The organism is Promicromonospora sp. NPDC023987 (assembly GCF_040639055.1).
GTDB lineage: Bacteria > Actinomycetota > Actinomycetes > Actinomycetales > Cellulomonadaceae > Promicromonospora.
The window spans coordinates 40,384-64,963 of record NZ_JBEZZF010000004.1; the positions used below are offsets into that span (position 1 = coordinate 40,384).

Genomic DNA, 24,580 nt, shown 5'->3' on the forward strand with positions numbered 1-24,580 from the left:
CCCGTCAGGCGCGTTCGAGGGCCGGGTGGTCCGGGTGGTCGATCCGGACCACCAGGTCCGGTACGCCGTCGATCTCCTGGGCGTACCGCTCGTAGGCGGGGACTGCCCACGTCTCGCCGGACGGCGTCCGGCGGCGGAGCGTCGCCGGTTTGAGCGCGAGATGCACGGCGATGTCGACGGCGAGACCACGGCCGATGGCAAGCGCACCGTCGAGCACGACGACGGTGCCCGCCGCAGCGTCCAGATAGTCGGCCCGCGTGGCACGGTCGGTGTCGGGATCGCGCAGGCTGGGTAGGTACTCCCGCCGGTCGACGACGCGCGTCAGCACCTCGCGGTTCAACGCTCCGACGTCGATCCAGTCGTCGAGCAGGCTGTCCGGGTCCTCGCGTCCGCGTTCGAGCCGCAGGGACCGCGGGCGGAGAAAGTCGCTGACGCTCACCCGTGCCGCAGGGCGGCCGGCGGCTTCGAGCGGTACGACGAGGGCGTCGGCGAGCCGCTCGGGGTGCGTGGACGGGTGCCCGTCGACGAGCAGCCGGACCGGCACGCCGTTCTGCTGCTCTCCGGCCGCCTGCCCTCCGGCCGCCGCCGCGGTCAGCAGCTCCGCACGGGCGAGGACGAACCCGGCGACCCGCTCGGCCAGGAGCTGCGCACTGACCGGTTCTATGCGTGTGCTCATCGTGGAACGACTCTATGGCGTGAGCCGGGTCCGACGGCGGCGCAGCCGAATGAGCGCGACCACAGGGCGCCGTTCTGGCCCTTCGTCCACAGATCGCGGATCACCGCCCCGCGGGCACGTCCGACCGGGCCAGGATCGTGACGCGGACACGCGCCGCCACGATCACCCGCCGCCCCGGAAGCAGGACACATGCCACGACCGCCCAGAGGCCACCGAGCACCGGTCATCGATCTGGCCTCGCGCCGTCGGGAACGCGACGGGCGCAAGGCCGTCGCTGCTGCCGCCACGACCGCCACGACCGCCACGACCGCCACGACCGCCACGACCGCCACGACCGCCACGACCCAAGAAGACGCACCCGGCTGGCTTCTGCGCTCCCCCGCGTACCGGGTCGTGGACAACCTCGTGTCCTGGGCAGGCCTCGCCGACGGCGGCAGCTTCGCCGCCCTGCTGGGTGACCCGATCGACGCGCACCTGATCCTCACGACGTTCCCGCGGCACGCCCTTGCGCGCAGCTTCTGCGGCGGGCCGACACTCGAGCAGGTCGCGCGTGCCATCACCCGAGAACCACGGAGGATCAAGGCACGCGTGTGGGTCGGCGGTTACGGGACACCGGACGAGGGCGTCAGCGTCGCCGCGGTCTATGTGCGGTTCGAGAGCGGACCCGCCGACACGGACACCCGGGCCGGGCAGCATCCCGCGCTCTGGGCATGGATGATGACCCGGCTCGGGCGCGAAGGTGCCGCACCGTGCTGGCCGGAGCCCGACGAGATCGCGGCGGACCGAGTGGACGTCCGCGAGCCAGGCAGCTGGTGGCGCCTGCGGTGGGGCCCCTCACGCGCCCCCTACGCCGGACCGGCGAGGTCCGGCTCTCGTGGTCCGGTCGGCGGGAGCTGAGCGTGTCCTGCCGAGACCTGCCGAGACCTGCCAGGCCGCCCTGCCCTCAGCGATTTCCGATGACGGGTGTCAGACCGCGCGAGTACGTTGAACCGGTGACCCAGCCCTATCTCCGGTACCCCCACATCCACGGCGACCAGGTCGCGTTCGTGGCCGACGACGACGTCTGGCTCGCCCCGGTGACCGGTGGCCGCGCATGGCGCCTGACGAACGACCATGCGCCGGCCACCACCCCGCGCTTCTCCCCCGACGGCACGCGTCTCGCCTACGTGTCGCACAAGGACGGCCATCCCGAGGCCTACGTGGTCGAGCTGACCGACGGCGCGACGCGGCGCCTCACCTGGTTCGGCGGCAGCACGACCATGGTGCTCGGCTGGGCGGACGCCGACCGTGTCCTCGTCTCGTCCAACGGCGGTTCGCACGAGTCGTCGCTGACCGTGGTGCGCACGGTGGGTCTCGACGGTTCCGTCGAGACCCCGCGCTACGGCACCTCCTGGGGCGTGGCCGAGCACCAGGGAACCGACGGTTCCCGCACGACGGCCCTCGTGTCAGCGGGCTACCGCACCCCCGCGTACTGGAAGCGGTACCGCGGCGGCACGGCCTCGGTGCTCTGGCTCGACCGTGGTGCGGGCGACTGGCAGCGTCCCCTGCCCGACGACGAGGCCGGGATCTACGACCCGCTCTGGATCGGCGACGCGCTGGTGTTCACGTCCGACCGCGGGGCGACGTTCCCCGACCACGCCGACGAGCAGGCGAACCTCTGGGTGCTCGACGGTCTCGCGACCACGACGGAGACCCCTGAGCCCCGGCAGCTCACCGCCCAGGCCGAGGCCGATGGCTACGTCCGCGACGCGGCCTCTGACGGCTCGCGCATCGTGTGGCACAGCCGTGGCGACCTCTGGCTGCTCGACAGCCTCGGCGGCACCCCGCGCCGCATCGACATCACGCTCACCGGCGCGCTGCCGCAGCCGTACTCGGTCGACCCTGACTCGACGGAGGCGGGCATCGACGGCCTGGCCGTCGACAGGACCGGCGACGCGAGCGTCGTCGGCTGGCTCGGCACCGCGTACTGGGTGACCCACCGCGCAGGCCCGGCCCGGGCGCTCGTCGCCGACCCGTCGGTCCGTGTCCGCGAGCCCGTGCTGCTGGGCGACACCGGACGTGCGGTCGTCGTGACGGACGCGCCGCGCACTACGCCGGGGGGTGAGAGCAGGGAGGACGCGCTCGAGATCCACGCCCTGCCCGGCACCTCCGACGACGACGGCACCGCGGACACCGAGCCGCAGCGCCTTGCGGGCGGCGAGCTCGGCCGCGTGCTGCACCTCGCCGCGAATCCAGCGGGCGACGCGGTAGCGGCCATCTCGCACGACGGCCGGATCAGCCTGGTCGCCGTACCGGCCGACACGGAGCAGGGCGCGGCCAGCACCGCCGACGCCGTAGCGCCGGGGACGGTGACTCTGCTGGGCCGGTCCGAGAACGGCGAGGCGCAGTCCCCGACGTTCTCCCCGGACGGGCGGTATCTCGCGTGGTCGAGCCCCACGGGCAGCACGGGCGACTACCACCAGATCCTGGTCGCGGACCTGCATGCCGAGAGCCCGACGGTCACCGCCCTGACGTCCGGCCGGTTCCATGATTTCTCACCGGCGTTCAGCGACGACGGCAAGTACCTCGTGTTCCTCTCCGACCGCACGTTCGACCCGTCCTACGACTCCCACGAGTTCGCCCTGTCGTTCAGCGCCGCCACCCGGCCCTGGCTCATCCCGCTGTCCGCTACCGAGCCGGCGCCGTTCGGTCCGAGCGCCGACGGCTGGCGCCTGGGCAAGCCGGACGACAAGGCGCACGGCAAGGACGACGGCAAGGACGACGGCAAGGCCGGCGGCGAGGCCGGCGGCGAGGCGACCGACACGTCCGAGGACGGGCCCGACGGCGAGGCAGGCGACAAGCAGCAGAAGCACGACGAGGCCTCGCCCGACATCGACTTCGACGGCGCCGAGGAGCGCGTGGTGCCGTTCCCGGTCACGTCAGGCCGCTATCGGCGCCTGCTCGCCGCCAAGGGCGGCGTGCTCTGGGTGCACGAGACCGACGACGCGGGCGTGCTCGGCTCACGGCACGCCGGCACCGAGGCCGACCCGGCACCCAACGTGCTGCAGTTCTGGTCGTTCGAGGCCCGCAAGGCCACGGACATCGCCGAGAAGGTGCGCACCTACGCGGTGTCGGGCGATCGCGAGCGCGTGGTGATCCGGTACGGGTTCGGCCTCAGCACGCAGTCGGCGACGAGCAAACCCGGTGACGACGACCCCAGCGCGTTCGACGTCGACCTGTCCCGCGTCCGCTACGAGGTGGACCCGCGCGTCCAGTGGCACCAGATGTTCGACGAAAACGCCCGCATCATGCGCGACCACTACTGGCGCGCGGACATGAACGGTGTGGACTGGGACGGCGTCGTGGCGCGGTGGCGTCCGCTGGTCGACCGGGTGGCCACCCACGACGATCTCGAGGACGTGCTCTGGGAGACGGTCGCCGAGCTCAACACGTCGCACGCGTACGTCCGCGGGCCGCACGCACCGGGCGACACTTCCCGCAGGCTCGGTCTGCTCGGCGCCGACCTCACCCGGACCGCCGACGGCTGGCGGATCGACCGCGTGCTGCCGAGCGAGTCGTCAGACCCCGGAGCGCGGTCGCCGCTGCGCGCGGCGGGGGTCGATGCGCGGCCCGGCGACCTGATCGTCGCGGTGGACGGGCGGCCGGTGCATCCGGTGGCCGGTCCCGCGGCAAGCCTGGTCGGCGCCGCCGAGATACCCGTCGAGCTCACGCTGCGGCGCCCCGCGGGAACGACGGAGGGCAGTGGACCGAGCACTGCCGACCGCCGTGTCGTCGTCGTGCCGCTCGCCAGCGAGTCCGACCTGCGCTATCAGGACTGGGTGCGGTCGCGCAGGGAGTACGTCGCCGAGAGGTCGGGCGGCCGGCTGGGCTACGTGCACGTGCCGGACATGATGAGCACCGGGTGGGCACAGCTGCACCGCGACCTGCGGCTCGCCACCGACTGCGAGGGCATCGTCGTGGACGTGCGGTTCAACGGCGGCGGGCACACCTCCCAGCTCGTGATCGCGCGCCTCGCTGCCCGCGTCGCCGGCTGGGGGCTGAACCGGCACTACGAACGGCCCAGCACCTACCCGGAACGCGCCCCACGTGGGCCGGTGGTGCTCGTCACCAACGAGTACGCCGGGTCCGACGGCGACATCGTGAACGCTGCGGCACAGGCGCTCGGCGTCGGGCCCGTGGTCGGTGTGCGGACGTGGGGCGGCGTGGTCGGTATCGACGGCCGCTTCAGCCTCGTGGACGGCACCGGGATCACCCAGCCGCGGTATGCGTTCTGGCTCGACGGGGCGGGCTTCGACGTGGAGAACCACGGTGTCGACCCCGACATCGAGGTGCGGCACACGCCGGCGGACTACTTCTCCGACGTCGACCCGCAGCTGGAAGCCGGCATGGCCGAGGCGTTCCGGCGGCTCGCCGAACGTCCCGCGGCGGTGCCGCCGGCACTGCCCGAGCCGAGGGTGCGCCACCGGCGGTAGCCCCCTGGCCCCGCCAGTGGGCTCCGTGCCCGGTCAGCCGCGCGTGGCCTGCACGAAGGCGAGCGGTCCGAAGCGGTGCTCCACGCGCTCCACCTCGCGGGCGTCGGTGAACCCGGCGTCCGCGAGGAGGCGCACCAGGCCGCCCTCCAGGCTCCGGGCGGTGTGCGGCTCGCCAGCCGGGGTGGACCGGTCGTGACCTGCGTGGCCGTGTCCGGACCGGCCGTGCCCACGTGCGCCGTGACCACCCGCGCCGTGACCATGCTGACCGTGCCCGTCCGAGTCCGCGAAGTCCACGATCGTCACCCGGCCGCCCGGACGGAGCACACGGAAGGCCTCGGGCCCGAAGCGGATCCGGCCCTCCTCGGGCACGTGGTGCAGCGCGAGCGCGGACACGACATGGTCGACCGACCCGTCGCCGACCGGGAGCCTGTCGGCGAAGCCCTGGACGAGCGTGAGCGGCACCCTGCGCCGCGAGGCCTTGCGGGCGGCGGTGCGCAGCGCACTACCGTCGGGGTCGAGGCCGGTCGTGATCGCGGCCGGCTGCGCCCGCAGCACGGCGAGCGACAGGTTCGCGGTGCCGCAGCCGACGTCGAGCACCGACTCGCCGGGCGCGATGTCCGCGAGCGCCGCCACGCGGTCGTGCAGGGCACGCACACCGGCGAGACGCGAGTGCAGGTCGTAGAACGGCAGCAGCCAGGACCTGCCCATCCCCGGCAGGAACTCGCGATCACGCTCCTCTGGGGTGCGCTGGTCGAGGATCTGCACTGTCGTGTTCATCCGTTCGCCTTCCGTCCGGGTGGTGGAGCTCGCGCGCCCGCGGTGCCGGCCTCGCTCTCGCACCAGGGTGGTACATCCTGCGGTTGGTCGGCCGGACGTATTTCGGTGGCGATGGCACGATCCTTGGCTCCGGTGCGCTATGGGTGCCTTCCCGTGGCGAGCGAGTCGAGCACGTGGGCCGCGGTCTCCTCGTCGGTGACGAGGGTGTTGAACCAGCCGGCTCGGGCGCCGGCCACGATGCTGGGCACCTTCGTCGCGCCGACCGCCACCGCGATGGTGTGCGGGATCGCATTGAGGGTCTCGAAGCTCGTGGCGATGAGGTATTCCACCTCGGGGTACGGCAGCGGCCGCCCGTCCTCGTCGAAGAACCGGGTGCAGATGTCGCCTGCCGCCGTGCCGAGCCAGGGGGCCTCGCGGGGTACGTAGCCGGGCATGGACTCCCGCGTGAGTGGCGGCGCGCCGACCCCGAGCACCGCTACCTTCGCCCGGTTCCAGAGATCGAGCACGCGCCGGGTGCCGGGGTCCTGCACCAGCAGGCCGTGCAGCTCCGCGCCCGGTTGCGCAGGGGCGTAAAGGAAGACCGGACGACCGTCGAGCTGGTCGGCGAACATCCGGGTGATCTCGTTGGTCTGGTACCAGGCCTCTGGCTCGTCCTGCCCCCCGACGGTGGGCGTCACCACCACACCGGGGATGGACGGCAGCGCCTCCTGGCTGACCTCCCACACCGTGCGCCCGGAGGAGACCAGCAGGACGTCCCCTGCTTTCAGCCCGACCTCGGTCAGGGCCTCGCCGAGGCGGGCGGCGAGCGCTGCGCCGACGAGTGACGGATGGAAGCCCGTCGCCGCGAAGACCCGGTTGAGGCCGAGCGCGTCGCGCAGCTCTTCCTCGAGCCCGGAGGCGCTCCGGGTCGCCGGATCGACCACCTCGATGCGGACGATGCCAGTCCGGCGCGCCTCGGAGAGCACGCGGCTGACGGTCGCGCGACTGATGCCGAGCTGCTGGGCGACCTGCGCCTGGGTCGCCTCCTTGAGGTAGTAGAGCGTTGCCGCCGCATGCATGACCTCAGGGGTGAAGCGGGTCCTGCCGGCCCCGTTGACCTCCGGCTTCGGCTGCTGACCAGGCTCTCCGGCTGTGTACTCCACGGCACCACTCTTCCATAGCCGGGCCACCCTCCGACGTCGGCTGAGAATCTGTTCTGGACATATGTGCTGCACTGTGGCACGGTGGCGTGAGCTACAGCGATCACCGCAGATCATCACCGCAGTAGGAGACTCCAATGACGCAGGCATCTTCTGAATCCGTCCCGAGCACCATGCAGGCGGTCGTCAGCCACGGCCCCGAGGACTACCGCCTCGAGGAGGTTCCCGTCCCCGTACCAGGGCCCGGCGAGGCCCTGGTGAAGGTCGAGGCCGTCGGCATCTGCGCGAGCGACCTGAAGTGCTACCACGGCGCCGCGAAGTTCTGGGGCGACGAGAACCGCCCCGCCTGGGCCGAGACCGAGGTCATCCCCGGGCACGAGTTCACCGGCACCGTCGTCGCACTCGACGACGCCGCCCAGGAGCGCTGGGGCGTCACGGTCGGCGACCGGGTCGTCGCGGAGCAGATCGTGCCCTGCGGAGAGTGCCGCTACTGCCGGCGCGGGCAGTACTGGATGTGCGCGCCGCACGACATGTTCGGCTTCAAGCGCCGGACGCCCGGCGCCATGGCCGACTACATGGTCTTCTCCTCCGCCTCGCTGGTGCACCGCATCAGCAAGGACCTCCCGCCCGCGCACGCGGCGTTCGCCGAGCCGCTGTCCTGCTCGCTGCACGCGGTCGAGCGGGCCCAGATCACCTTCGACGACGTCGTGGTGGTCGCGGGCTGCGGCCCGATCGGCCTCGGCATGATCGCCGGTGCCGCAGCCAAGTCACCGGCCCGCGTGGTCGCGCTCGACATGGCACCCGAGAAGCTGGAGCTGGCCCGGAAGTGCGGCGCCACCGACGTGGTCAACATCCGCGAGGAGGACCCGGTCGAGTTCATCCGTTCGATCACCGAGGGCTACGGCGCCGACGTCTACCTCGAGGGCACCGGCCACCCCTCCGCGGTGCTCCAGGGTCTGAACGTGCTGCGCAAGCTCGGCACCTACGTGGAGTACGGCGTCTTCGGCTCCGACGTGACGGTCGACTGGAGCATCATCAGCGACGACAAGGAGCTCGACATCCGCGGCGCCCACCTCGGCCCGCACTGCTGGCCGGCCGCGATCCGGATGCTGGAGTCGGGCGCCCTGCCGCTGGACGAGATCTGCACCCACCAGCTGCCCCTCGCCCGGTTCCAGGACGGCCTCGACCTGGTGTCCCGTGGCACCGAGTCGATCAAGGTCTCGCTGATCCCGTGACCAGCATGCCCACCACGACGACGACGTCGCCCTTCTGGCTCGGCACGAGCTGGAAGATGACGAAGACGCTGGCCCAGGCCGGCGACTACGCCGACGAGCTGCGCTCCGCCGCCCTGGCGGAGCGGGTACCGCCGGAGCTGCGCCTCTTCGTGCTGCCGGCTACCACCACGCTCGCGGCCGTCCGCGAGCGGCTCGGCGTGGTTCCGCAGGTGTTCGTCGGCGCACAGAACGCCTATCCGGGCCCCGAGGGCGCCGTCACCGGCGAGGTCTCCATGGGCATGGTGCGGGACGCCGGCGCGCGGATGGTCGAGATCGGGCACGCCGAACGTCGCACGCTGCTCGGCGAGACCGACGAGCTGGTCGCCGCCAAGGTCGCCGCTGCGGTCTCGGCGGGGCTGATCCCGCTGGTGTGTGTCGGTGAGACGGCCGCCGAACGCGAGCGCGGGAGCACCGCGTCGGTGATCGCCGGCCAGGTGCACGCCGCGCTCGGCGGTCTGGGCCGCCTCGCACCGGTCGAGCTGCTGGTCGCCTACGAGCCGCACTGGGCGATCGGCGCCCAAGGCCGGGCCGCCGCGCCCGACGACGTCGCCGAGGGGCTCGCCGCCGTCCGCCAGGTCCTCGACGACGAGCTGCCGGACGTCCACACCGGTGTGCTCTACGGCGGCAGCGTCGATGCAGGCAACGCCGCCGGCCTGGCAGGCGGCCTCGCCGTCGAAGGCCTCTTCGTCGGCCGAGCCGCATGGACGGCGTCCGGCCTCCTCGAGATCGCTCACCGCTGTGCCGACGCGGTCCGCGCGCGCAGCACCACCGACCAGGCAATCGTTCGAAAGGACCGGTGATGGGACGCACCCGCCGCTCGACCCCGTTCCGCGTCGCCGGAGCAGCGGCCGTCGCCGCGCTCCTCGTCGCGATGACCCTCAGTACCCGCTTCGTCACGCCCGAGGAGCTCGCCTCGATCGGTCCGGAGGTCTTCGACCCGAAGCAGGTCGCCGACGAGCTCTTCGCCGAGGCGAACGAGACCCTCCCCGAGGCAGCGACCCCGCTCCCCGAGCTGCTGACCGGCCTGGAGCAGGACGTGGCCGCGACCGCGGACAGCCTCGAGGCGATCCGACCGAACGAGACGACCTACCTGTTTCCCGTCACCGGCGAGGCGACAGTGGTCGCGACGCAGGAACAGGCCGTCGAGATCACCGTGGACGGCGTGTCCGAGGAGACGCCGCTCAGCATCGCGGCCGGGCCCGCCGTCAACGGCACCGTGCTGCGCGACGCGCTCGGCTTCCAGTTCGGCGACGCCTCGAACCAGTCCACCTACCAGCAGGTGGGCGACGAGCTGAAGACACTCATCCAGGACCAGCTCGCCGAGGGCACGGGCGACGAGGGCGCGACCGGGCTCGCCAAGGGTACGAAGCTCAGCTTCACCGGGATCGTGACCGTGACCGACGCCGGCATCCCGCAGGCCGCTGCCAAGCCGGTGCAGGTCCAGCCGCTGACGATGGAGGTCGACCGGTGACCGCCGTCGCGCCTGCCCCGGCCGAGACCACGGAGATCGGGCAGGTCGTGCTCCAGGCCGTCGGGATCGCCAAGACCTACGGCGTCACGAAGGCCCTCAAGGGCGTGGACTTCGACGTCCGCGCCGGCCAGGTCACCGTGCTCTTCGGGGAGAACGGTGCGGGCAAGTCGACACTGATGAAGATTCTCTCCGGGGTCGAGCAGCCCACCGCCGGCCACCTGGTCCTGCGCGACGAGCAGGTCACGCTCCAGAACACCGTGGACGCGGTGGAGCGGGGCATCTCGATCATCCACCAGGAGACGAACCTCTGCTCGAACCTCAGCGTGCGGGACAACATCTTCCTCGGCCGTGAGCTGCACACCCGCACGGGCAGTGTCGACTACGGCCGCGAGGCCGAGATCACCGCACGGCTGATGCGTCAGCTCGAGGAGGAGATAGCGCCGGGCACGCTGGTGGCCGACCTCCGGATGGGCCAGCAGCAGATCGTCGAGATCGCTCGTGCACTGGCCGCCGATGCCCGGATCCTGATCATGGACGAGCCCACCTCAGCACTCAGCGCCAGCGAGATCGAGGTGCTCTTCAAGATCATCCGGGAGCTCACCGCGAACGGCGTGGCGATCGTCTACATCTCGCACCACCTGGAAGAGGCGATCAGCATCGCGGATCACGCGGTGGTCCTGCGCGACGGCGAGATGGTGGCGCACGAACCCGTGTCCGAGATCGATCTGCCCTGGGTCGTGCACCGGATGACCGGCCGCCAGGCGGAGTACGACTTCCGCGACGAGCCGAGGGAGTTCGGCGACGTCGCGCTCTCGGTCCAGCACGTCACGGTGGCCGACCTCGACACCGGACGGGTCATGGTCGACGACGTCTCGGTCGAGGTACGCAGCGGCGAGATCGTGTGCGTCTACGGCCTGATGGGGGCTGGGCGCACCGAGCTCATGGAGGCCCTGGCCGGCCGTGACCCCATCGCGGCCGGCCAGGTCCTCCTGGACGGCGCGGACATCGCAGGCCTCACCATCGGCGAGCGCATCGGCCGTGGCCTCGGGCTGGTCCCCGAGGACCGGCAGCGCGACGGCGTCGTGCAGATGCTCAGCGTCGGGAGCAATCTCTCGCTCGCCGGCCTGCGGTCCGCCATCCGCAAGGGACTGGTCTCTCGAGGCGCCGAGTCGAAGCGGATCAAGCACGGCATGGCAGAGGTCCGCGTCAAGGCCTCGGGTCCTGGCGCCCCGATCACCTCGCTCTCGGGCGGCAACCAGCAGAAGGTCGTGATCGGAAAGCTCCTGATGACCGACCCCAAGGTCCTGCTCCTCGACGAGCCGACCCGCGGTATCGACGTCGGCGCGAAGGGCGAGATCTTCGCGCTGCTCTTCAAGGAAGCACGCAAGGGCCTCGGAGTGCTCTACGTCACCTCGGAGATCGGCGAGGCCATGACGGCCTCGCACCGCGTCGTCGTGATGAGCAAGGGCCGGATAGTTCGCGAGTTCGACCCGCGCACGGCCACCCGGGCGGAGGTCATGGCGGCGTCCGGCGAGTCCGACGGGCCGGCACCCGTGGCCGTCGAACCAGACGCGCCCGCCGACCCGAACCCCACCGAACCCACCCGCACCGACGGAGCCAACGGAGGCCCGCGATGACCGCCACCGACGCGCCGACCAAGCCGACACCGATCGGCCCGAACTCCGCTGGACCGGACCGGACGAGCCTTGCCTCCCGGCTGCGCTCGGTCAACGTCGGTTCCGTCCTCGTGGAGGGCCGGGCGCTCGTCGCGCTCGTCCTCATCATCGCGGTGTTCGCGCTGCTGAGCGACAACTACCTCGACCCAGGGAACCTGGTGACCATCACCAAGCAGGTGGCCTTCAACGCGATCATCGCGCTGGGCATGCTGATGGTGATCCTGAACGGCGGGATCGACCTCTCGGTCGGCTCGACCGTCGGCCTGACGGGCGCAGTCGCCGGCAACTTGTTCCGCGGCATCGACATGCCGCTCACCCAGGCGATCATGTTCCCGAAGGTCTGGGTGATCGTCGTCCTCTCCGTGGCCGTCGGTGCCCTTGTCGGGTACCTCAACGGCCTGCTGATCTCACGACTACGCCTGGCACCGTTCATCGTCACGCTGGGGATGCTCTACGTCGGACGCGGCCTCACCGAGGTGCTGCTCGACGGGCAGAACATCACCAACGAGCTGCGCGGCCAGGAAGGGCTGGGCAACACCGGCTTCTTCGAGGTCTTCGCCAGCCGCCCGCTCGGGCTGCCGATCTCGGCGTGGGTCATGGTCGCGCTGGCGGTCCTCGCCTCGATCCTGCTGGTCCGCTCGCCGTTCGGCCGCTGGCTCTACGCCAGCGGCAGCAACGAGCGCGCGGCGGAGCTGTCCGGCGTCCCGGTCACCCAGGTCAAGACCCGGATCTACGTGATCGCCGGAGTGTGCGCGGGCATCGTCGGCGTGCTCCAGATCGCCAACATCAGCTCCGCCACCGCTGACCTCGGCCAGTTCTACGAGCTGAACGCCATCGCCGCTGTCGTCATCGGTGGCGCGGCGCTCTCGGGCGGCCGCGGCACGGTGAAGGGCACCATCATCGGTGCCTTCGTCATCGGGTTCCTCGCCAACGGCCTGGTCATCGTCGGCGTCTCGCCGTTCTGGCAGCAGGTCATCACCGGTGCCGTGATCATCCTCGCGGTCGCCGTCGACCAGATCCAGCAGATCGCCCAGCGCCGGGGCGCCGCGAAGCGCGCCGTCGCCGAAGCACGTACGGCCGCCGCAGGAGCGGCGTGAGCACCACCCGTCCGACCAACCCTCCCCGCACCCCGGGCCGTGGCATCTCCGCGGCCGATCGAGAGGAAAACACCATGAAGCGAATTCTCGCCGGCACCGCCGCCGCCGGGCTCGCCCTGAGCCTGTCCGCCTGCGGAGCCTCGCAGGAGACCGGCGCCAGCGCGGCCGACGCCGAGGGTGGTGGCACCATCGCCATCATCACCGTCGACCCGTCCAACCCGTACTGGAAGGCGGAGGTCGACACCGCCGAGCAGGCGGCGGCGGACCTCGGCTACGAGTCCTACACCGCAGCGCACGAGAACGACCCGGACGAGCAGAACACGCTCATCGAGACGGCCATCAACGACGACGTCGACGGCATCCTGCTCGACCCGGCGGGCGCCGACGAGTCCATCGCCGCCGTCCAGAAGGTCGTCGACGCCGAGATCCCGATCGTCCTCATCAACGCGGAGATCTCCGAGACAGGTCTCGCCTCCTCGCAGATCGTCTCCAACAACGCCCAGGGTGCCACGGTCGGCGCAGAGGCCTGGGCAGCGGCGATGGACTACAAGGGCACGTACGTCGAGCTCTTCGGTGCACCCAGCGACAACAACGCCCAGGTCCGCTCCGACGGCTACGCGCAGGTCCTGGCCCAGTACCCCGACCTGAAGAAGGTCGGCACGGAGATCGCGAACTGGGACCGGCAGGAGGGCCAGGAGAAGATGGAGGCGCTGCTGGCGAAGAACCCCGACATCGACGGGGTCGTCGCGGGGAACGACGAGATGGCGCTCGGCGCCGTCAATGCGCTCAAGGCCAAGGGCAAGCTCGACCAGGTCAAGGTGCTCGGGTTCGACGGCAGCCAGGACGCCGTCAACGCCGTGCGGGACGGCGACCTCGTCGCGACGGTCGTCCAGCCCATCGTCGAGGGCACCACCATGGCGATGAACCAGCTCGACAGCGTGATCCGGACCGGCGAGACGGGCGTTTCCGAGGAGAAGCAGGCGCTCGACTGCATCCTCGTCACCGAGGAGAACGCCGACTCCGTCCAGAACTTCGTGATCAGCGAGTGACGCGATGACACACGTCTACAACGACTCAGACACCTTCAAGGACGGCGTGCTGACCGGCTTCGCGGCCGCCCACCTCCGGTACGTCCAGCGCGTCCCCGACGCCTCGGGCTTCGTCCGCGCCGGCGGACCGCTGGCCGGCAAGGTATCGCTCGTCATCGGCGGCGGTTCGGGCCATTACCCCTCGTACAACGGGGTGGTCGGCCCGGGGTTCGCCGACGGCGCGGTGCTCGGCGACATCTTCGCGTCACCGTCCGCCGAGCAGGTCTACCGCATCGCCCGCGCCGCCCACGGCGGCGCCGGACTGGTGCTGGCCTTCGGCAACTACGCGGGCGACCGGCTCAACTTCGGGGTCGCGGCGGACCGGCTGCGCGCCGAAGGGATGGACGTGCGCGTCGTCTGGGTGACCGACGACGTCGCCTCCGCACCGCCGGAGACGGTGGGTGACCGCCGAGGCATCGCTGGGACTTTCACCGTCTACAAGATGGCGGGCGCCGCTGCCGAACGAGGTGACGACCTCGACGAGGTCGAGCGGCTCATGCGGCACGCCAACGCCTCGACCTCGTCCTTCGGGGTGGCGTTCGACGGCTGCACCCTGCCCGGGGCGAGCGACGCCCTCTTCCACGTGGAGCCGGGCCGGATGGACTTCGGCCTCGGCATCCACGGGGAGCCGGGGATCAGCAGCACGGACTGGATGTCCGCGTCCGGCCTGGCCGCGCAGCTGGTCGACCGGGTGCTCGCCGAACGGCCGGCGTCGGCCGACGGGCGCGCCGCCGTGCTGCTCAACGGCCTGGGCGCCACCAAGTACGAGGAGCTCTACGTGCTCTGGAGCGAGGTCGCGCCGCGGCTCCACGCCGCGGGGCTCGACGTGGTCGAGCCCGAGGTGGGTGAGCTGGTCACGAGCCTCGACATGGCGGGCTGCTCGCTCACCGTGACGTGGCTCGACGACGAGCTCGCCCCCCTCTGGCGTGCCCCGGCCGACACGGCGGCCTACCGCCGCGGCGAGGCCACGGCCAGCACGCTGTTCACCGAACGGGCCGTCGCCGCGGACGCGACTGTCGCGGCAGCGGAGGAGGTGGCGAGCGAGGAGTCTCGCCGGCACGCGGAGGTCGCGCAGCGACTCGTCGCGACCCTCGCCGCCACCGTGGACGAGCACAAGGAGCGGCTCGGCGAGATCGACGCGGTCGCCGGCGACGGCGACCACGGTATCGGCATGAGCCGTGGGTCCCGAGCCGCCCACGAGGCGGCCGACGCGGCAGCCACCGCGGGGGGCGGTGTCCACTCGGTCCTGCGCGCGGCGGGCACCGCGTTCGGGGACCGGGCCGGTGGCACCAGCGGGATCCTCTGGGGCCTGCTCCTCGAGACGGTCGGACGGGATCTGGGCAACCAGGAGGCGGTCACGCTCGACCGGCTGTCCGGCGCCGTCCGGACGGGCGCCGCCCGGCTGCGGGAGTTCGGCCGCGCCGAGCTCGGTGACAAGACCATGCTCGACGCGCTCCTGCCCTTCGCCGACGAGCTCGGCAGGGGTGCCGACGCCGCGCTCCCGCTGGCCAAGGCCTGGCAGGCCGCGGCGGACGTTGCCACCTCCGCCGCCGAGGCGACCGCCCCGATGGTGCCCCGAGTCGGCCGAGCCCGCCCGCTCGCCGAACGCAGCGTGGGCACCCCCGACCCGGGCGCCGTGTCGTTCGCACTGATCGTCACCGCGATCGGCGAGCAGCTCACCCAGACCAGTTCCCCCACTTCCGAGGAGTCCTGATGACCGAGCCGGAACCAACCACAGCACAGGCGGCAGGGCACACCGGTGGCGGGCTGCGCATCGCCATCGGCTGTGACGACGCGGGCGTCACCTACCGGGACACGATCAAGGCCGACCTGGAGGCCGACCCCCGGGTCGCCTCCGTGATCGACGTCGGCGTCCTGCCCGACGAGCACACCGCCTACCCGCACATCGCGGTCTCCGCCGCACAGCTGGTGGCCGACGGGCGGGCCGACCGGGCCCTGCTCGTGTGCGGCACGGGCCTCGGCGTCGCCATCAGCGCCAACAAGGTGCCCGGCATCCGTGCCGTCACCGCGCACGACAGCTTCTCGGTCGAGCGCGCGGTGCTCAGCAACAACGCCCAGGTGCTCTGCATGGGTCAGCGCGTGGTGGGCATCGAGCTCGCCCGCCGGCTCGCGAAGGAGTGGCTGGGCTACGAGTTCGACCCGGAGTCGGCGTCGGCGGAAAAGGTCGCGGCGATCGACGGGTACGAGCCCACCGACCGGACCCGAGCGCAGGAGCAGCCCTCGAGCTGCTGACCCAGCGGCTCGGCGCCGGGCACCACCGAGGCAGTTAGGATCGACCGGGCCGGCCGGTGCGGCCGGGGGACACAGCGGTCCGACACGACTCGGGAGGGTGCATGGCCGCCTTGGTCGTGGGTGTCGACGTCGGCACCGGAAGCAGCAAGGGCGTGCTCACCACTCCGGACGGGGTGGTGCTCGCCCGGACGTCCAGGCGCCACCAGATGTCGCTGCCGCGGCCGGGTCACGCGGAGATGGACGCCGAGGCCATCTGGTGGGGCGACGTCGTCTCGATCTGTCGCGAGCTGGCGCTGCACGCCCGGGGCCGGTCGATCGCCGGGCTGTGCGTCAGCGGCATCGGCCCCTGCGTGCTGGTCACCGACGGCGACCTGGTCCCGCTCCGGCCCGGGATCCTCTACGGGATCGATACCAGGGCCTCCGCGGAGATCGACGAGCTCACCGAGCGGTTCGGGGCCGAGGCGATCCTGGCCCGCGCCGGCTGCGAGCTCAGCTCCCAGGCGGTCGGCCCCAAGCTGCTCTGGCTGCGTCGCCACGAGCCCGAGGTGTGGGCACGTACTCGGCGCTGGTTCGGCTCGAGCTCGTACGTCGTGGCCAGGCTGACCGGGGAGTACGTCCTCGACCACCACACCGCCAGCCAGTGTGCGCCGCTCTACGACCTCCCGGCCAGGGACTGGGCGACCGACTGGGTCGAGGAGACCCTGGGCGACCTGGAGATGCCCCGCCTCGCCTGGCCGGGCGAGGTGGTCGGCACCCTGCGGGCCTCCGCCGCCGACTCGACCGGCCTGCCCGCAGGCACCCCCGTCATGGCCGGCACCGTGGACGCCTGGGCCGAGGCGTTCAGCTGTGGTGTGCGGCAGCCCGGCGACCTGATGCTCATGTACGGCTCCACGATGTTCTTCGTGCAGACCGGTCGCGACCTCAAGCCCTGTCCCCCGATGTGGACGACGATGAGCGTGGAGCCGGGCATGATGACGTTCGCCGGCGGGATGGGTACCTCGGGCAGCCTGCTGTCCTGGGTCCAGGAACTCACCGGGAACGTCGACATCGCGACGCTCGCCGAAGAGGCGGCGCGGACGCCGCCCGGCTCGGAAGGCCTGTTGCTGCTGCCCTACTTCGCCGGTGAGCGGACGCCGATCTTCGACCCGCACGCCCGCGGCGTCGTCGCCGGGCTCTCCCTGCGCCACCGACGCGGCCACCTGTACCGCGCCATCTATGAGGGCATCGCCTACGGCGTGCGCCAGATCCTCGAGCTCCTCGAGGAGGCCGGCGGTCCAGCGTCCCGGGTGGTGGCGGTCGGTGGAGGGACGCGGAGCGGCCCGTGGACCCAGATCGTCAGTGACGTCAGCGGGATCAGCCAGCTCGTCCCGGAGCAGACGATCGGGGCGTCGTACGGCGACGCGCTCCTCGCGGCCATCGGCTCCGGCCTCGTGCCGCCGGACACCGACTGGACCCGGATCGTCGGGGAGGTCGTGCCGAACCCCGAGAACCGGGCGATCTACGACGAGCTCTTCGAAGCGTTCACCACTCTCTACCCCACCACCCGCGACCACGTGCACCAGCTTGCCGAGATGCAGGAGGCGGTGGGCGGACCTGGGCCACCCAGAACCGTGGACGGAGCACCACAGCACCTGCCGCCGGGCGCGGGCCGCCGCCCTTGGGACGGAACATAGTCCCGTGCCCGAACAGCAGCCCGCCAGGGGTCGGCTCCGTACCGTGCGCCCGGACGGCATCCCGGTCTACGGGCATCCGACCCGCCTGGGTGTGCCACCGGTGCTGGTCAACCGGATCGACCTCGAGGCCGACCACCCGCACCTACCGCTGAGCCACCAGCACGCGCACGACTTCCTCGTGCTCGTCTACGTCGAGCGGGGCGAGGGCACCGTCTCGCTGAACGGCCGGGAAACGCCGCTGCGCGACGGTGACGTGCACGCCGTCCCGCCGGGGCAGGTGATCGACTCGGCGACGCTCGCCGACCTCCACCACTGCCAGGCCTGGAGCGTTGCCTTCATGCCGGACGCCGTCCCGTCGCTCGTCTCGGTGTCGCCCCTCGCCTGGGGGCACCACCCGATCCTCGCGCTGTTCGCGCTCGCGGACCTGCCGGCGGGGGCGAGCGCCAACGTCCCCGCCGGCGAGCGCGCACGCTGGTCGGCGTGGCTGACGGAGCTCTCCGATGAGCTGTCGGCGCCGGACCGGCTGGGCGCACGCGACGCCGTCTCGGCCTTGCTGACGCGGATCCTCATCGGGGCGGCGCGGCTGGCGCCGTCGGCCCCCGCACCGCCGGACCCGCTGGTGACGCGGGTCTTCGACGAGATCGAGGCGACGTTCCGCGAACCGGTGTCGGCGGCCGATGTCGCCCGCTCCCTGGGCTACACGGCCGGCTATCTGACGACGGTGGTCCGCGAGCGCACGGGCCGCACGCTGCTCGAGTGGATCACCGAGCGCCGTATGACGGAGGTGCGCCGGATGCTCCGCGACACCGATCTGCCGCTCGGCGTCGTGGCCGCACGAACCGGCCTGCGCGACGCGACCTACCTCGTCCGGCGGTTCAAGGAGCGGTACGGGATCACGCCGGACCGCTGGCGACGGAGCGAGCGGGTGTGAGTTCACCTCGTATATCAGTTAGTTTTGGGTCGCGCATCGGCAATGCCGATGTGTGCCACTCACCGAACGGAGCCCCCATGTCTCGCAACCGCGCCCTCCTCACGGCCGCCGCAGCCTCTGCTGCCCTCCTGGCCCTGACCGGCTGCGGCAGCTCGGGCGAGTCCGGCGGCGCGGGCGAAGAGCTCGGGCTGGTCTCCGGCGACACGCTCACCGTCGCCACCGAGGGCACATACCGGCCGTTCAGCTACCACGACGAGTCGGGCAAGCTCGTCGGCTACGACGTCGAGGTCGCCGAGGCCGTCGCCGAGAAGCTGGGCGTGGAGATCAAGTTCCAGGAGACCCAGTGGGACGCGATCTTCGCCGGGCTCGACGCCGGGCGCTTCGACACCATCGCGAACCAGGTGTCCATCACCCCGGAGCGCGAGGCCGACTACGTCTTCTCGACGCCGTACACCGTGTCGAACGGTGTGCTCGTGGTGAGCGCCGACAACGACGACATCAAGGGCTTCGACGACCTCGAGGGCAAGACCACGGCCCAGTCGCTCACGAGCAACTGGAACACGCTCGCCAAGGAGAGCGGCGCCGAGGTCGAGGCCGTCGAGGGCTGGGCGCAGGCGGTCGCGCTGCTCGAGCAGGGTCGGGTGGACGCCACGATCAACGACAGCCTCACCTACCTCGACTACGCCAACACCGAGGACGCCTCGGGCATCAAGGTGGCCACGGAGACGGACGAGGAGTCGCAGTCGGCCTTCGTCGCCACACCGGAGCGCGAGGCGCTCACGGAGGCCATCGACGGCGCCCTCGAGGAGCTGCGCACCGACGGGACGCTGGCCGAGCTGGGCGAGAAGTACTTCGGCGAAGACGTCTCCGAGTGACCCGCCGGGCGACGTCTCTCGGCCGAGCGTAGCGAGAGGGACACATGGACTGGCAGCTCATCGCCGACTCGTTCTGGCCGCTCCTGCGCGGCGGACTCACCGGCACCATCCCGCTCGCGCTCGCGTCGTTCGCGATCGGGCTGGTGCTGGCGCTCGTCGTCGCGCTGCTGCGCCTGTCGCCGAACCGGCTGCTGTCGTGGATCGCCGGCGCGTACATCTCGCTGATCCGGGGCACCCCGCTGCTGGTGCAGCTCTTCGTGATCTTCTACGGCATGCCTTCGGTGGGCATCCTGCTCGACCCGTGGCCCAGCGCGATCATCGCGTTCTCCCTGAACGTGGGCGGCTACGCGGCCGAGGTGATCCGTGCGGCGATCCTGTCGGTCCCGAAGGGACAGTGGGAGGCGGGCTGGACGGTCGGCATGTCCCCCGCCCGATCGCTGCGCCGGATCATCCTGCCGCAGGCCGCACGTGTGTCGGTGCCACCGCTCTCGAACACCTTCATCTCGCTGGTCAAGGACACGTCGCTCGCGGCGCTCATCCTGGTCACCGAGATGTTCCGCAAGGCGCAGGAGATCGCCACGTTCTCGAACGAGTTCATGACGGTCTATCTGGAGGCGGCCCTGATCTACTGGCTGTTCTGCACGGTGCTCTCCACCGGCCAGAACGTACTCGAGAAGAGGCTGGACCGGTATGTCGCGCACTGACCGCACCGACCGTCCCGGATCCGGGAGCCTGCTGACCGCGCGGGGCATCGAGAAGTCGTTCGGCACCAACCACGTGCTGCGCGGGGTGGACCTGGAGGTCCGGCGCGGTGAGGTGGTCGCCCTGATCGGAGCGTCCGGGAGCGGCAAGACGACGGTGCTGCGCTCACTCAACGGGCTCGAGACGCCAGATGCCGGGCTGCTCGAGCTCGAGGGCGGCCCGGCGGTCGACTTCGCGGCCCAGGCCGCCGCCAGGACCGGCGGCTGGGCCGGCCGACGCGCCGGTGCGCGCCGGGCGAAGGCGGAACGTGCGGCCCTGCGTGACCGGTCGGCGATGGTGTTCCAGCACCACAACCTGTTCCCGCACCGCACGGTCCTCGAGAACGTGATCGAGGGCCCCACGCAGGTCAAGCGGATCCCCCGCGCGACGGCGATCGGCCGCGCCGAGGAGCTCCTGGCCCGCGTCGGCCTCTCCGACAAGCGCGACGCCTACCCGCACGAGCTGTCCGGCGGCCAGCAGCAGCGCGTCGGCATCGTGCGCGCACTCGCGCTCGGGCCGGACCTCCTGCTGTTCGACGAGCCGACGTCGGCCCTCGACCCCGAGCTGGTGGGCGAGGTGCTGACCGTGATGAAGGAGCTCGCGGACGAGGGCTGGACCATGGTCGTGGTGACGCACGAGCTGCAGTTCGCGCGCCAGGTAGCGGACGAGGTGCTGTTCCTGGACGGCGGCGTAGTGATCGAGCGCGGCGCCCCGGCCCAGATCTTCAGCAACCCGGCGGAACCCCGCACCCGCCGCTTCCTCGACCGCATCCTCCACCCCCTGGACTAACTCACCTTCGAGGCCTAAGTTTCTTCGCTTTGAGGCCGCTCAAAGCGAAGGAACTTAGGCCTCGAAGGGAAGGGGGCGGGGGTTGGGGGGACGGGTGGGGCGGAGGGCGGGCGGGTTATTCGCCCGGGTAAGTTAGGCCTATCTGGGTGCGGATCTCGTCCAGGGTGGCCATGATCGCTACCGTCTCGGCTCGGGGCAGCAGCGGGCTGTCCAGCTCGCCGGTCGCGACGAGGCGCTCCGCCTCAGCGGCCTGGAAATGCATTCCGCGGCCCGTCACCTCGGTCGAGAAGGTCTCCGTCTCGGTGCCGGCGGCGTCGTACACGTGGACCGTCGTCGGGTTGTACCAGACGGCGTCGATCTCGATGCGGCCCTCGGTGCCAAGGATCGATGCCCGGTTGGGGCCCTTCGTGTCCGACGCCGAGACCGTGGTGGCGACGCGGGCGCCGTCGTACCCGAAGATGGTCGCGATGGTCGCGTCCGCGCCCGTCTCCTTGAACGTCGCGTGCGACTGCACCGTGAGCGGCTCGCCGAACACGTCCCAGGCGAACGAGACCGGGTAGATGCCGAGGTCGAGCAGGGAGCCGCCACCCAGGGCGAGGTCGTTGATGCGGTGGGCCGGGTCGTCGGGCAGGTCCTGGGTGTGGTCCACCATCAGGGTGCGCACCTCGCCGAGCACACCCGAGGCGATGATCTCGCGCACGCGCGCCATGTGCGGCAGGAACCTGGTCCACATGGCCTCCAGCGCCACGAGGCCCTTCTGCTCGGCCAGCTCCGCGATCTCCCGTGCCTCGGCGGCGTTGAGCGTGAACGGCTTCTCGACCAGGACGTGCTTACCTGCCTCCAGCACGAGCCTCGCGGCCGCCACGTGCATCGGGTGCGGCGTGGCCACGTAGACGATGTCGACCTCGGGGTCGTTCACGAGGTCCTCGTACGAGCCGTGCGCCGTCGGGATACCGAAGCGCTGCCCGAAGTCCTGCGCCTTCTCCAGCGATCGCGACCCCACCGCCTGCACGGTGAAGCCGTTGTCGTTCAGGTCTGATGTGAAGGCCGAGGCGATCCCGCCGGCCCCCAGGATTCCCCATCGCAGGTGTGTCATGCGCCCGAGCGTAGTGCCCGGGCCGGGCCACACCGTTTTCGGTCATGGAAACGGCGTCGGCCGAACTCGCCGAGACTGGTCTCGGCGAGCTCGGCCAACGCCGAGCGAGGTCAGCTGGTCGAGGTCAGTTGACCAGGATGGTCATCTGACCGCTGCGGGTGTGCTGCGACAGCACCTTGATGGTGGTGCCGGTACCGCCGACCTTCACGGAGTGGCCCGGGTTGGCCGGGTCGTAGTAACGCTCCGGGTCGCTGTCGTCGAAGGTCCGGACGGGCCACTGCTTGTGCTGGAACAGTCGCGTCATCTCGGTCTCCGACACCTCACGGTGCAGCGAGATCCGGTCGGTCCGCTGGAGGCCGAACGTCGCGTCGAACGACTGGATCCGGTTGCGAGCGATCGAGGTGTCCGACCACCGCAGAGCCTCCGGACGCGCGTCGACCGGCAGGGCCTGACCGCCACCCGGGTGCTGCGACGTGTTGTTGTCGCCGTACAGGCTGTTCACGTACCAGATCAGCAGGCCGTCCTGGTACGGGAAGTGCTCCACCCGGTTGCTGTTGCTGAAGCCCCAGCCGAAGTTGTACGGACCCTCTCGCAGCGTCTCGTCGTACCCGCCGTACACGCGGTTCTCCGCCACGTAGTAGTGCGAGTACTCGACCTCGTAGGTGCCGTCGGCACCGACCGTCACGAAGCCGTCGGTGGTCCAGTCGGCCGAGTCCTCGAAGTCCTCGGTGAGCGCGGTGCCCACGGCGACGTCGTCGACCATGAGGCCGGTCTCGCTGACGCCGCCGTCGCTCGAGTAGCGGAACCGGACCGAGGCCGTCTCGCCCGCGTAGTCCGCCAGGTCGGCGGTGAGGTCGACCCAGGCGCCGTCCGAGCTACCGGTGATGCCGTTGCCCGGGTTGGTGCCGTTCGGGTCCTCGTCCGACGCGAGGTTGTTCGGCAGCGCGGTCCACGACGCACCGTCGTCGGTGGAGATCTCCGCGAACGCGTAGTCGAAGTCGAGCTCGATCGCGTACTGGACCTTCGCGGTCAGCGACGCGGCGTCCGGCACGGTGAACGACGGCGACGCGAACGTGTTGTTCAGGTTGTTGCCCGTGCCGGAGTATGCGAACGAGCCGTCGAGCGGCTCGACGCCCAGATCGATCTGCTCGACGCCGTCGGGCAGGTTCACGATCGCGGCCTGGTCCCGGGTGGTGGCGTGGAACGCCGGGCCGAGCTTGACCCGCTCACGCTCCCCCGCCTCTACCGTCTCGTAGTCGAGCCAGCCCAGGAAGAGCTTCTCGGTGGCGCCCATGTGGTTGGGCGTGGTGCCGATGGTGCCGTCACCGTGGCCCAGCCACGAGCCGGAGCTCATGAGGTTCCAGAAGCCGGTGCCGTTCTCGCCACCGTTGGTGTCGTAGTAGTCCGGCAGGCCGAGGTCGTGGCCGAACTCGTGCGCGAAGACACCGAGGCCGCCGTTCTCCGGCTCCGTGGTGTAGTCACGGATCCAGAGGTCGGAGTCGCCGATCTTGATGCCGCCGAGCTTCTCGAAGTCGGCCGGACCGTCGGTGCCCAGGCCGCCCTGGTTGACCGACCAGCGGTGCGACCAGATGGCCGACTCGGGTGCGCCGGCCTCCTCGCCCTCACCGGCGTGGATCGCCTGGAAGTGGTCGATGTACCCGTCGGCCTCGGCGGTGATGCCGTCGCCGTCCATGTCGTAGCGGTCCCAGACGTCGAACGACTTGAGGTAGGCGTCGATCTCCTCGGCGGTCTTGCCCGCCGCGACCTGCTGCTCGTACCAGGCGTCAGCGGTGTCCTGGATGAACCGCGTCATGTCCTCGCCGGACTCGGTGGTGCCGTAGGACGCCGAGCTGTACGGCACGGTGACCCAGTCGGACACGTCACCCTGCAGGTCGAACCGGCCCGACGACATCTCGTCGTAGACACCGGCGAACGACTCGCCGTTCTGGTCCTCCAGCCCGGTGAAGAACATCTCCATGAAGTGGTCCCGGGAGAAGTCCGGCTCCCAGTAGGTGGAGTTGTCGTCCTCCGCAGGCTCGGGGATCTCGTTGTGCCCTGGGCCCGCCGCGGCGTCCGGGTAGCGGTCGTCCACCTGGTCACCGAAGTCCACGAGGATGCTGAACAGCTGCGCGGTCTCCTCGACGCCGTACTGCACGTAGTCGCGCGGGGAGATCTCCACGACCTTCGAGGCTCGGGAGCCCTTGCCCCGGGTCTCGACCTTGGCCTCTCCGGTCGCGACCATGTCGACGGCGAGCTGTCGCTTCTCGGTCTGCTTCTCGGCGAGGACGTCGGGACGGTTGTCCTCCTTCGCGGGCGCCGCCGCCTGCGGCGGCGCCTCCTCGGCATGGGGTGCTGCCGAGGCTGTCATCGGCACGGCAGCCGTGGAGAGCAGCAGTGCTGCCCCCGCGCCGACGGCACAGATGCGTGGATTCATTTTTCCTCCGTGAAGAGAGCGGCGTCCGGGACGAGGAGGTGATTCGGGTCGCCGGACCTACCGGGACACCAATGTCCCTGGATGAGGAAACCAGGGAAATATTACGACAATGTTGCCT

The 24,580-nt window shown here is 71.1% G+C and carries 20 protein-coding genes; 15 read left to right on the top strand and 5 right to left on the bottom strand.

Features of this window, described 5'->3' with window-relative positions:
* Positions 1-4: 4 nt before the first annotated feature.
* On the bottom strand, positions 5-676 hold the full coding sequence (locus tag AB0F40_RS03380) for a uridine kinase (protein WP_357464182.1): 672 nt from the start codon (positions 674-676) through the stop codon (positions 5-7).
* A gap of 189 nt (positions 677-865) precedes the next feature.
* Here AB0F40_RS03380 and AB0F40_RS03385 point away from each other — a divergent pair, with 189 nt between their 5' ends.
* Positions 866-1,573, top strand: a complete 708-nt coding sequence (locus AB0F40_RS03385) for a hypothetical protein (RefSeq protein ID WP_357464185.1) — start codon at positions 866-868, stop codon at positions 1,571-1,573.
* Positions 1,574-1,668: 95 nt separating this feature from the next.
* Positions 1,669-5,148 carry a S41 family peptidase gene (locus AB0F40_RS03390; RefSeq protein WP_357464188.1) on the top strand — a complete coding sequence of 1,160 codons (3,480 nt, stop codon included), beginning with the start codon at positions 1,669-1,671 and terminating at the stop codon, positions 5,146-5,148.
* A 33-nt stretch (positions 5,149-5,181) separates the two neighbouring features.
* On the opposite strand, the gene AB0F40_RS03395 is transcribed toward AB0F40_RS03390, so the two are convergent.
* Positions 5,182-5,925: a class I SAM-dependent methyltransferase gene (locus tag AB0F40_RS03395; protein ID WP_357464191.1), complete on the bottom strand. Its 744-nt coding sequence runs from the start codon at positions 5,923-5,925 to the stop codon at positions 5,182-5,184.
* A 137-nt stretch (positions 5,926-6,062) separates the two neighbouring features.
* Positions 6,063-7,067 (bottom strand): sugar-binding domain-containing protein, encoded by a 1,005-nt coding sequence (locus AB0F40_RS03400; protein WP_357464194.1) that lies wholly within the window; start codon positions 7,065-7,067, stop codon positions 6,063-6,065.
* Positions 7,068-7,201: 134 nt separating this feature from the next.
* Between AB0F40_RS03400 and AB0F40_RS03405 the strand changes: the two genes are divergently transcribed.
* The 13 genes from AB0F40_RS03405 to AB0F40_RS03465 all read left to right on the top strand — a co-directional run bounded on the left by AB0F40_RS03405 (position 7,202) and on the right by AB0F40_RS03465 (position 20,932).
* On the top strand, positions 7,202-8,299 hold the full coding sequence (locus AB0F40_RS03405) for an alcohol dehydrogenase catalytic domain-containing protein (RefSeq protein ID WP_357464197.1): 1,098 nt from the start codon (positions 7,202-7,204) through the stop codon (positions 8,297-8,299).
* A 5-nt stretch (positions 8,300-8,304) separates the two neighbouring features.
* Positions 8,305-9,138 (top strand): triose-phosphate isomerase family protein, encoded by an 834-nt coding sequence (locus AB0F40_RS03410; protein ID WP_357464200.1) that lies wholly within the window; start codon positions 8,305-8,307, stop codon positions 9,136-9,138.
* Entirely contained in the window at positions 9,138-9,809 is a 672-nt protein-coding gene (locus AB0F40_RS03415; protein ID WP_357464203.1) for a DUF2291 family protein, read from the top strand. The genes AB0F40_RS03410 and AB0F40_RS03415 overlap by 1 nt, the downstream gene beginning before the upstream one ends.
* A complete protein-coding gene (locus AB0F40_RS03420) occupies positions 9,806-11,446 on the top strand; it encodes a sugar ABC transporter ATP-binding protein (RefSeq protein ID WP_357464206.1) in 1,641 nt (546 codons plus the stop codon). The genes AB0F40_RS03415 and AB0F40_RS03420 overlap by 4 nt, the downstream gene beginning before the upstream one ends.
* Positions 11,443-12,582 (top strand): ABC transporter permease, encoded by a 1,140-nt coding sequence (locus tag AB0F40_RS03425; protein WP_357464209.1) that lies wholly within the window; start codon positions 11,443-11,445, stop codon positions 12,580-12,582. Before AB0F40_RS03420 ends, AB0F40_RS03425 begins: the two co-directional genes overlap by 4 nt.
* Before the next feature lie 74 nt (positions 12,583-12,656).
* Positions 12,657-13,631: a D-ribose ABC transporter substrate-binding protein gene (locus tag AB0F40_RS03430; protein ID WP_357464212.1), complete on the top strand. Its 975-nt coding sequence runs from the start codon at positions 12,657-12,659 to the stop codon at positions 13,629-13,631.
* Between the two features lie 4 nt (positions 13,632-13,635).
* Complete coding sequence (locus tag AB0F40_RS03435) at positions 13,636-15,384, top strand: dihydroxyacetone kinase family protein (RefSeq protein ID WP_357464215.1); 1,749 nt, start codon at positions 13,636-13,638, stop codon at positions 15,382-15,384.
* On the top strand, positions 15,384-15,923 hold the full coding sequence (locus tag AB0F40_RS03440) for a ribose-5-phosphate isomerase (protein WP_357464218.1): 540 nt from the start codon (positions 15,384-15,386) through the stop codon (positions 15,921-15,923). The genes AB0F40_RS03435 and AB0F40_RS03440 overlap by 1 nt, the downstream gene beginning before the upstream one ends.
* A gap of 101 nt (positions 15,924-16,024) precedes the next feature.
* Positions 16,025-17,596, top strand: a complete 1,572-nt coding sequence (locus tag AB0F40_RS03445) for an FGGY-family carbohydrate kinase (protein ID WP_357464221.1) — start codon at positions 16,025-16,027, stop codon at positions 17,594-17,596.
* 4 nt (positions 17,597-17,600) lie between these two features.
* Positions 17,601-18,527: an AraC family transcriptional regulator gene (locus tag AB0F40_RS03450; protein ID WP_357464224.1), complete on the top strand. Its 927-nt coding sequence runs from the start codon at positions 17,601-17,603 to the stop codon at positions 18,525-18,527.
* Positions 18,528-18,604: 77 nt separating this feature from the next.
* Entirely contained in the window at positions 18,605-19,402 is a 798-nt protein-coding gene (locus tag AB0F40_RS03455) for an amino acid ABC transporter substrate-binding protein (protein ID WP_357464227.1), read from the top strand.
* Between the two features lie 44 nt (positions 19,403-19,446).
* On the top strand, positions 19,447-20,106 hold the full coding sequence (locus AB0F40_RS03460) for an amino acid ABC transporter permease (RefSeq protein WP_357464230.1): 660 nt from the start codon (positions 19,447-19,449) through the stop codon (positions 20,104-20,106).
* A complete protein-coding gene (locus AB0F40_RS03465; protein ID WP_357464233.1) occupies positions 20,093-20,932 on the top strand; it encodes an amino acid ABC transporter ATP-binding protein in 840 nt (279 codons plus the stop codon). Before AB0F40_RS03460 ends, AB0F40_RS03465 begins: the two co-directional genes overlap by 14 nt.
* Before the next feature lie 115 nt (positions 20,933-21,047).
* Here the strand turns inward: AB0F40_RS03465 and AB0F40_RS03470 are convergent, their stop codons facing one another.
* Positions 21,048-22,028 carry a Gfo/Idh/MocA family oxidoreductase gene (locus tag AB0F40_RS03470; protein WP_357464236.1) on the bottom strand — a complete coding sequence of 327 codons (981 nt, stop codon included), beginning with the start codon at positions 22,026-22,028 and terminating at the stop codon, positions 21,048-21,050.
* A gap of 124 nt (positions 22,029-22,152) precedes the next feature.
* Positions 22,153-24,462 (bottom strand): immune inhibitor A domain-containing protein, encoded by a 2,310-nt coding sequence (locus tag AB0F40_RS03475; protein WP_357464238.1) that lies wholly within the window; start codon positions 24,460-24,462, stop codon positions 22,153-22,155.
* Positions 24,463-24,580 lie beyond the last annotated feature (118 nt).

Coding starts and splice junctions, on each gene's coding strand:
- AB0F40_RS03445 (WP_357464221.1), top strand. CDS start 16,025: ATGGCCGCCTTGGTCGTGGGTGTCGACGTCGGCACCGGAAGCAGCAAG.
- AB0F40_RS03415 (WP_357464203.1), top strand. CDS start 9,138: ATGGGACGCACCCGCCGCTCGACCCCGTTCCGCGTCGCCGGAGCAGCG.
- AB0F40_RS03405 (WP_357464197.1), top strand. CDS start 7,202: ATGACGCAGGCATCTTCTGAATCCGTCCCGAGCACCATGCAGGCGGTC.
- AB0F40_RS03460 (WP_357464230.1), top strand. CDS start 19,447: ATGGACTGGCAGCTCATCGCCGACTCGTTCTGGCCGCTCCTGCGCGGC.
- AB0F40_RS03425 (WP_357464209.1), top strand. CDS start 11,443: ATGACCGCCACCGACGCGCCGACCAAGCCGACACCGATCGGCCCGAAC.
- AB0F40_RS03385 (WP_357464185.1), top strand. CDS start 866: ATGCCACGACCGCCCAGAGGCCACCGAGCACCGGTCATCGATCTGGCC.
- AB0F40_RS03410 (WP_357464200.1), top strand. CDS start 8,305: ATGCCCACCACGACGACGACGTCGCCCTTCTGGCTCGGCACGAGCTGG.
- AB0F40_RS03435 (WP_357464215.1), top strand. CDS start 13,636: ATGACACACGTCTACAACGACTCAGACACCTTCAAGGACGGCGTGCTG.
- AB0F40_RS03455 (WP_357464227.1), top strand. CDS start 18,605: ATGTCTCGCAACCGCGCCCTCCTCACGGCCGCCGCAGCCTCTGCTGCC.
- AB0F40_RS03470 (WP_357464236.1), bottom strand. CDS start 22,028: ATGACACACCTGCGATGGGGAATCCTGGGGGCCGGCGGGATCGCCTCG.
- AB0F40_RS03395 (WP_357464191.1), bottom strand. CDS start 5,925: ATGAACACGACAGTGCAGATCCTCGACCAGCGCACCCCAGAGGAGCGT.
- AB0F40_RS03475 (WP_357464238.1), bottom strand. CDS start 24,462: ATGAATCCACGCATCTGTGCCGTCGGCGCGGGGGCAGCACTGCTGCTC.
- AB0F40_RS03430 (WP_357464212.1), top strand. CDS start 12,657: ATGAAGCGAATTCTCGCCGGCACCGCCGCCGCCGGGCTCGCCCTGAGC.
- AB0F40_RS03380 (WP_357464182.1), bottom strand. CDS start 676: ATGAGCACACGCATAGAACCGGTCAGTGCGCAGCTCCTGGCCGAGCGG.
- AB0F40_RS03465 (WP_357464233.1), top strand. CDS start 20,093: ATGTCGCGCACTGACCGCACCGACCGTCCCGGATCCGGGAGCCTGCTG.
- AB0F40_RS03440 (WP_357464218.1), top strand. CDS start 15,384: ATGACCGAGCCGGAACCAACCACAGCACAGGCGGCAGGGCACACCGGT.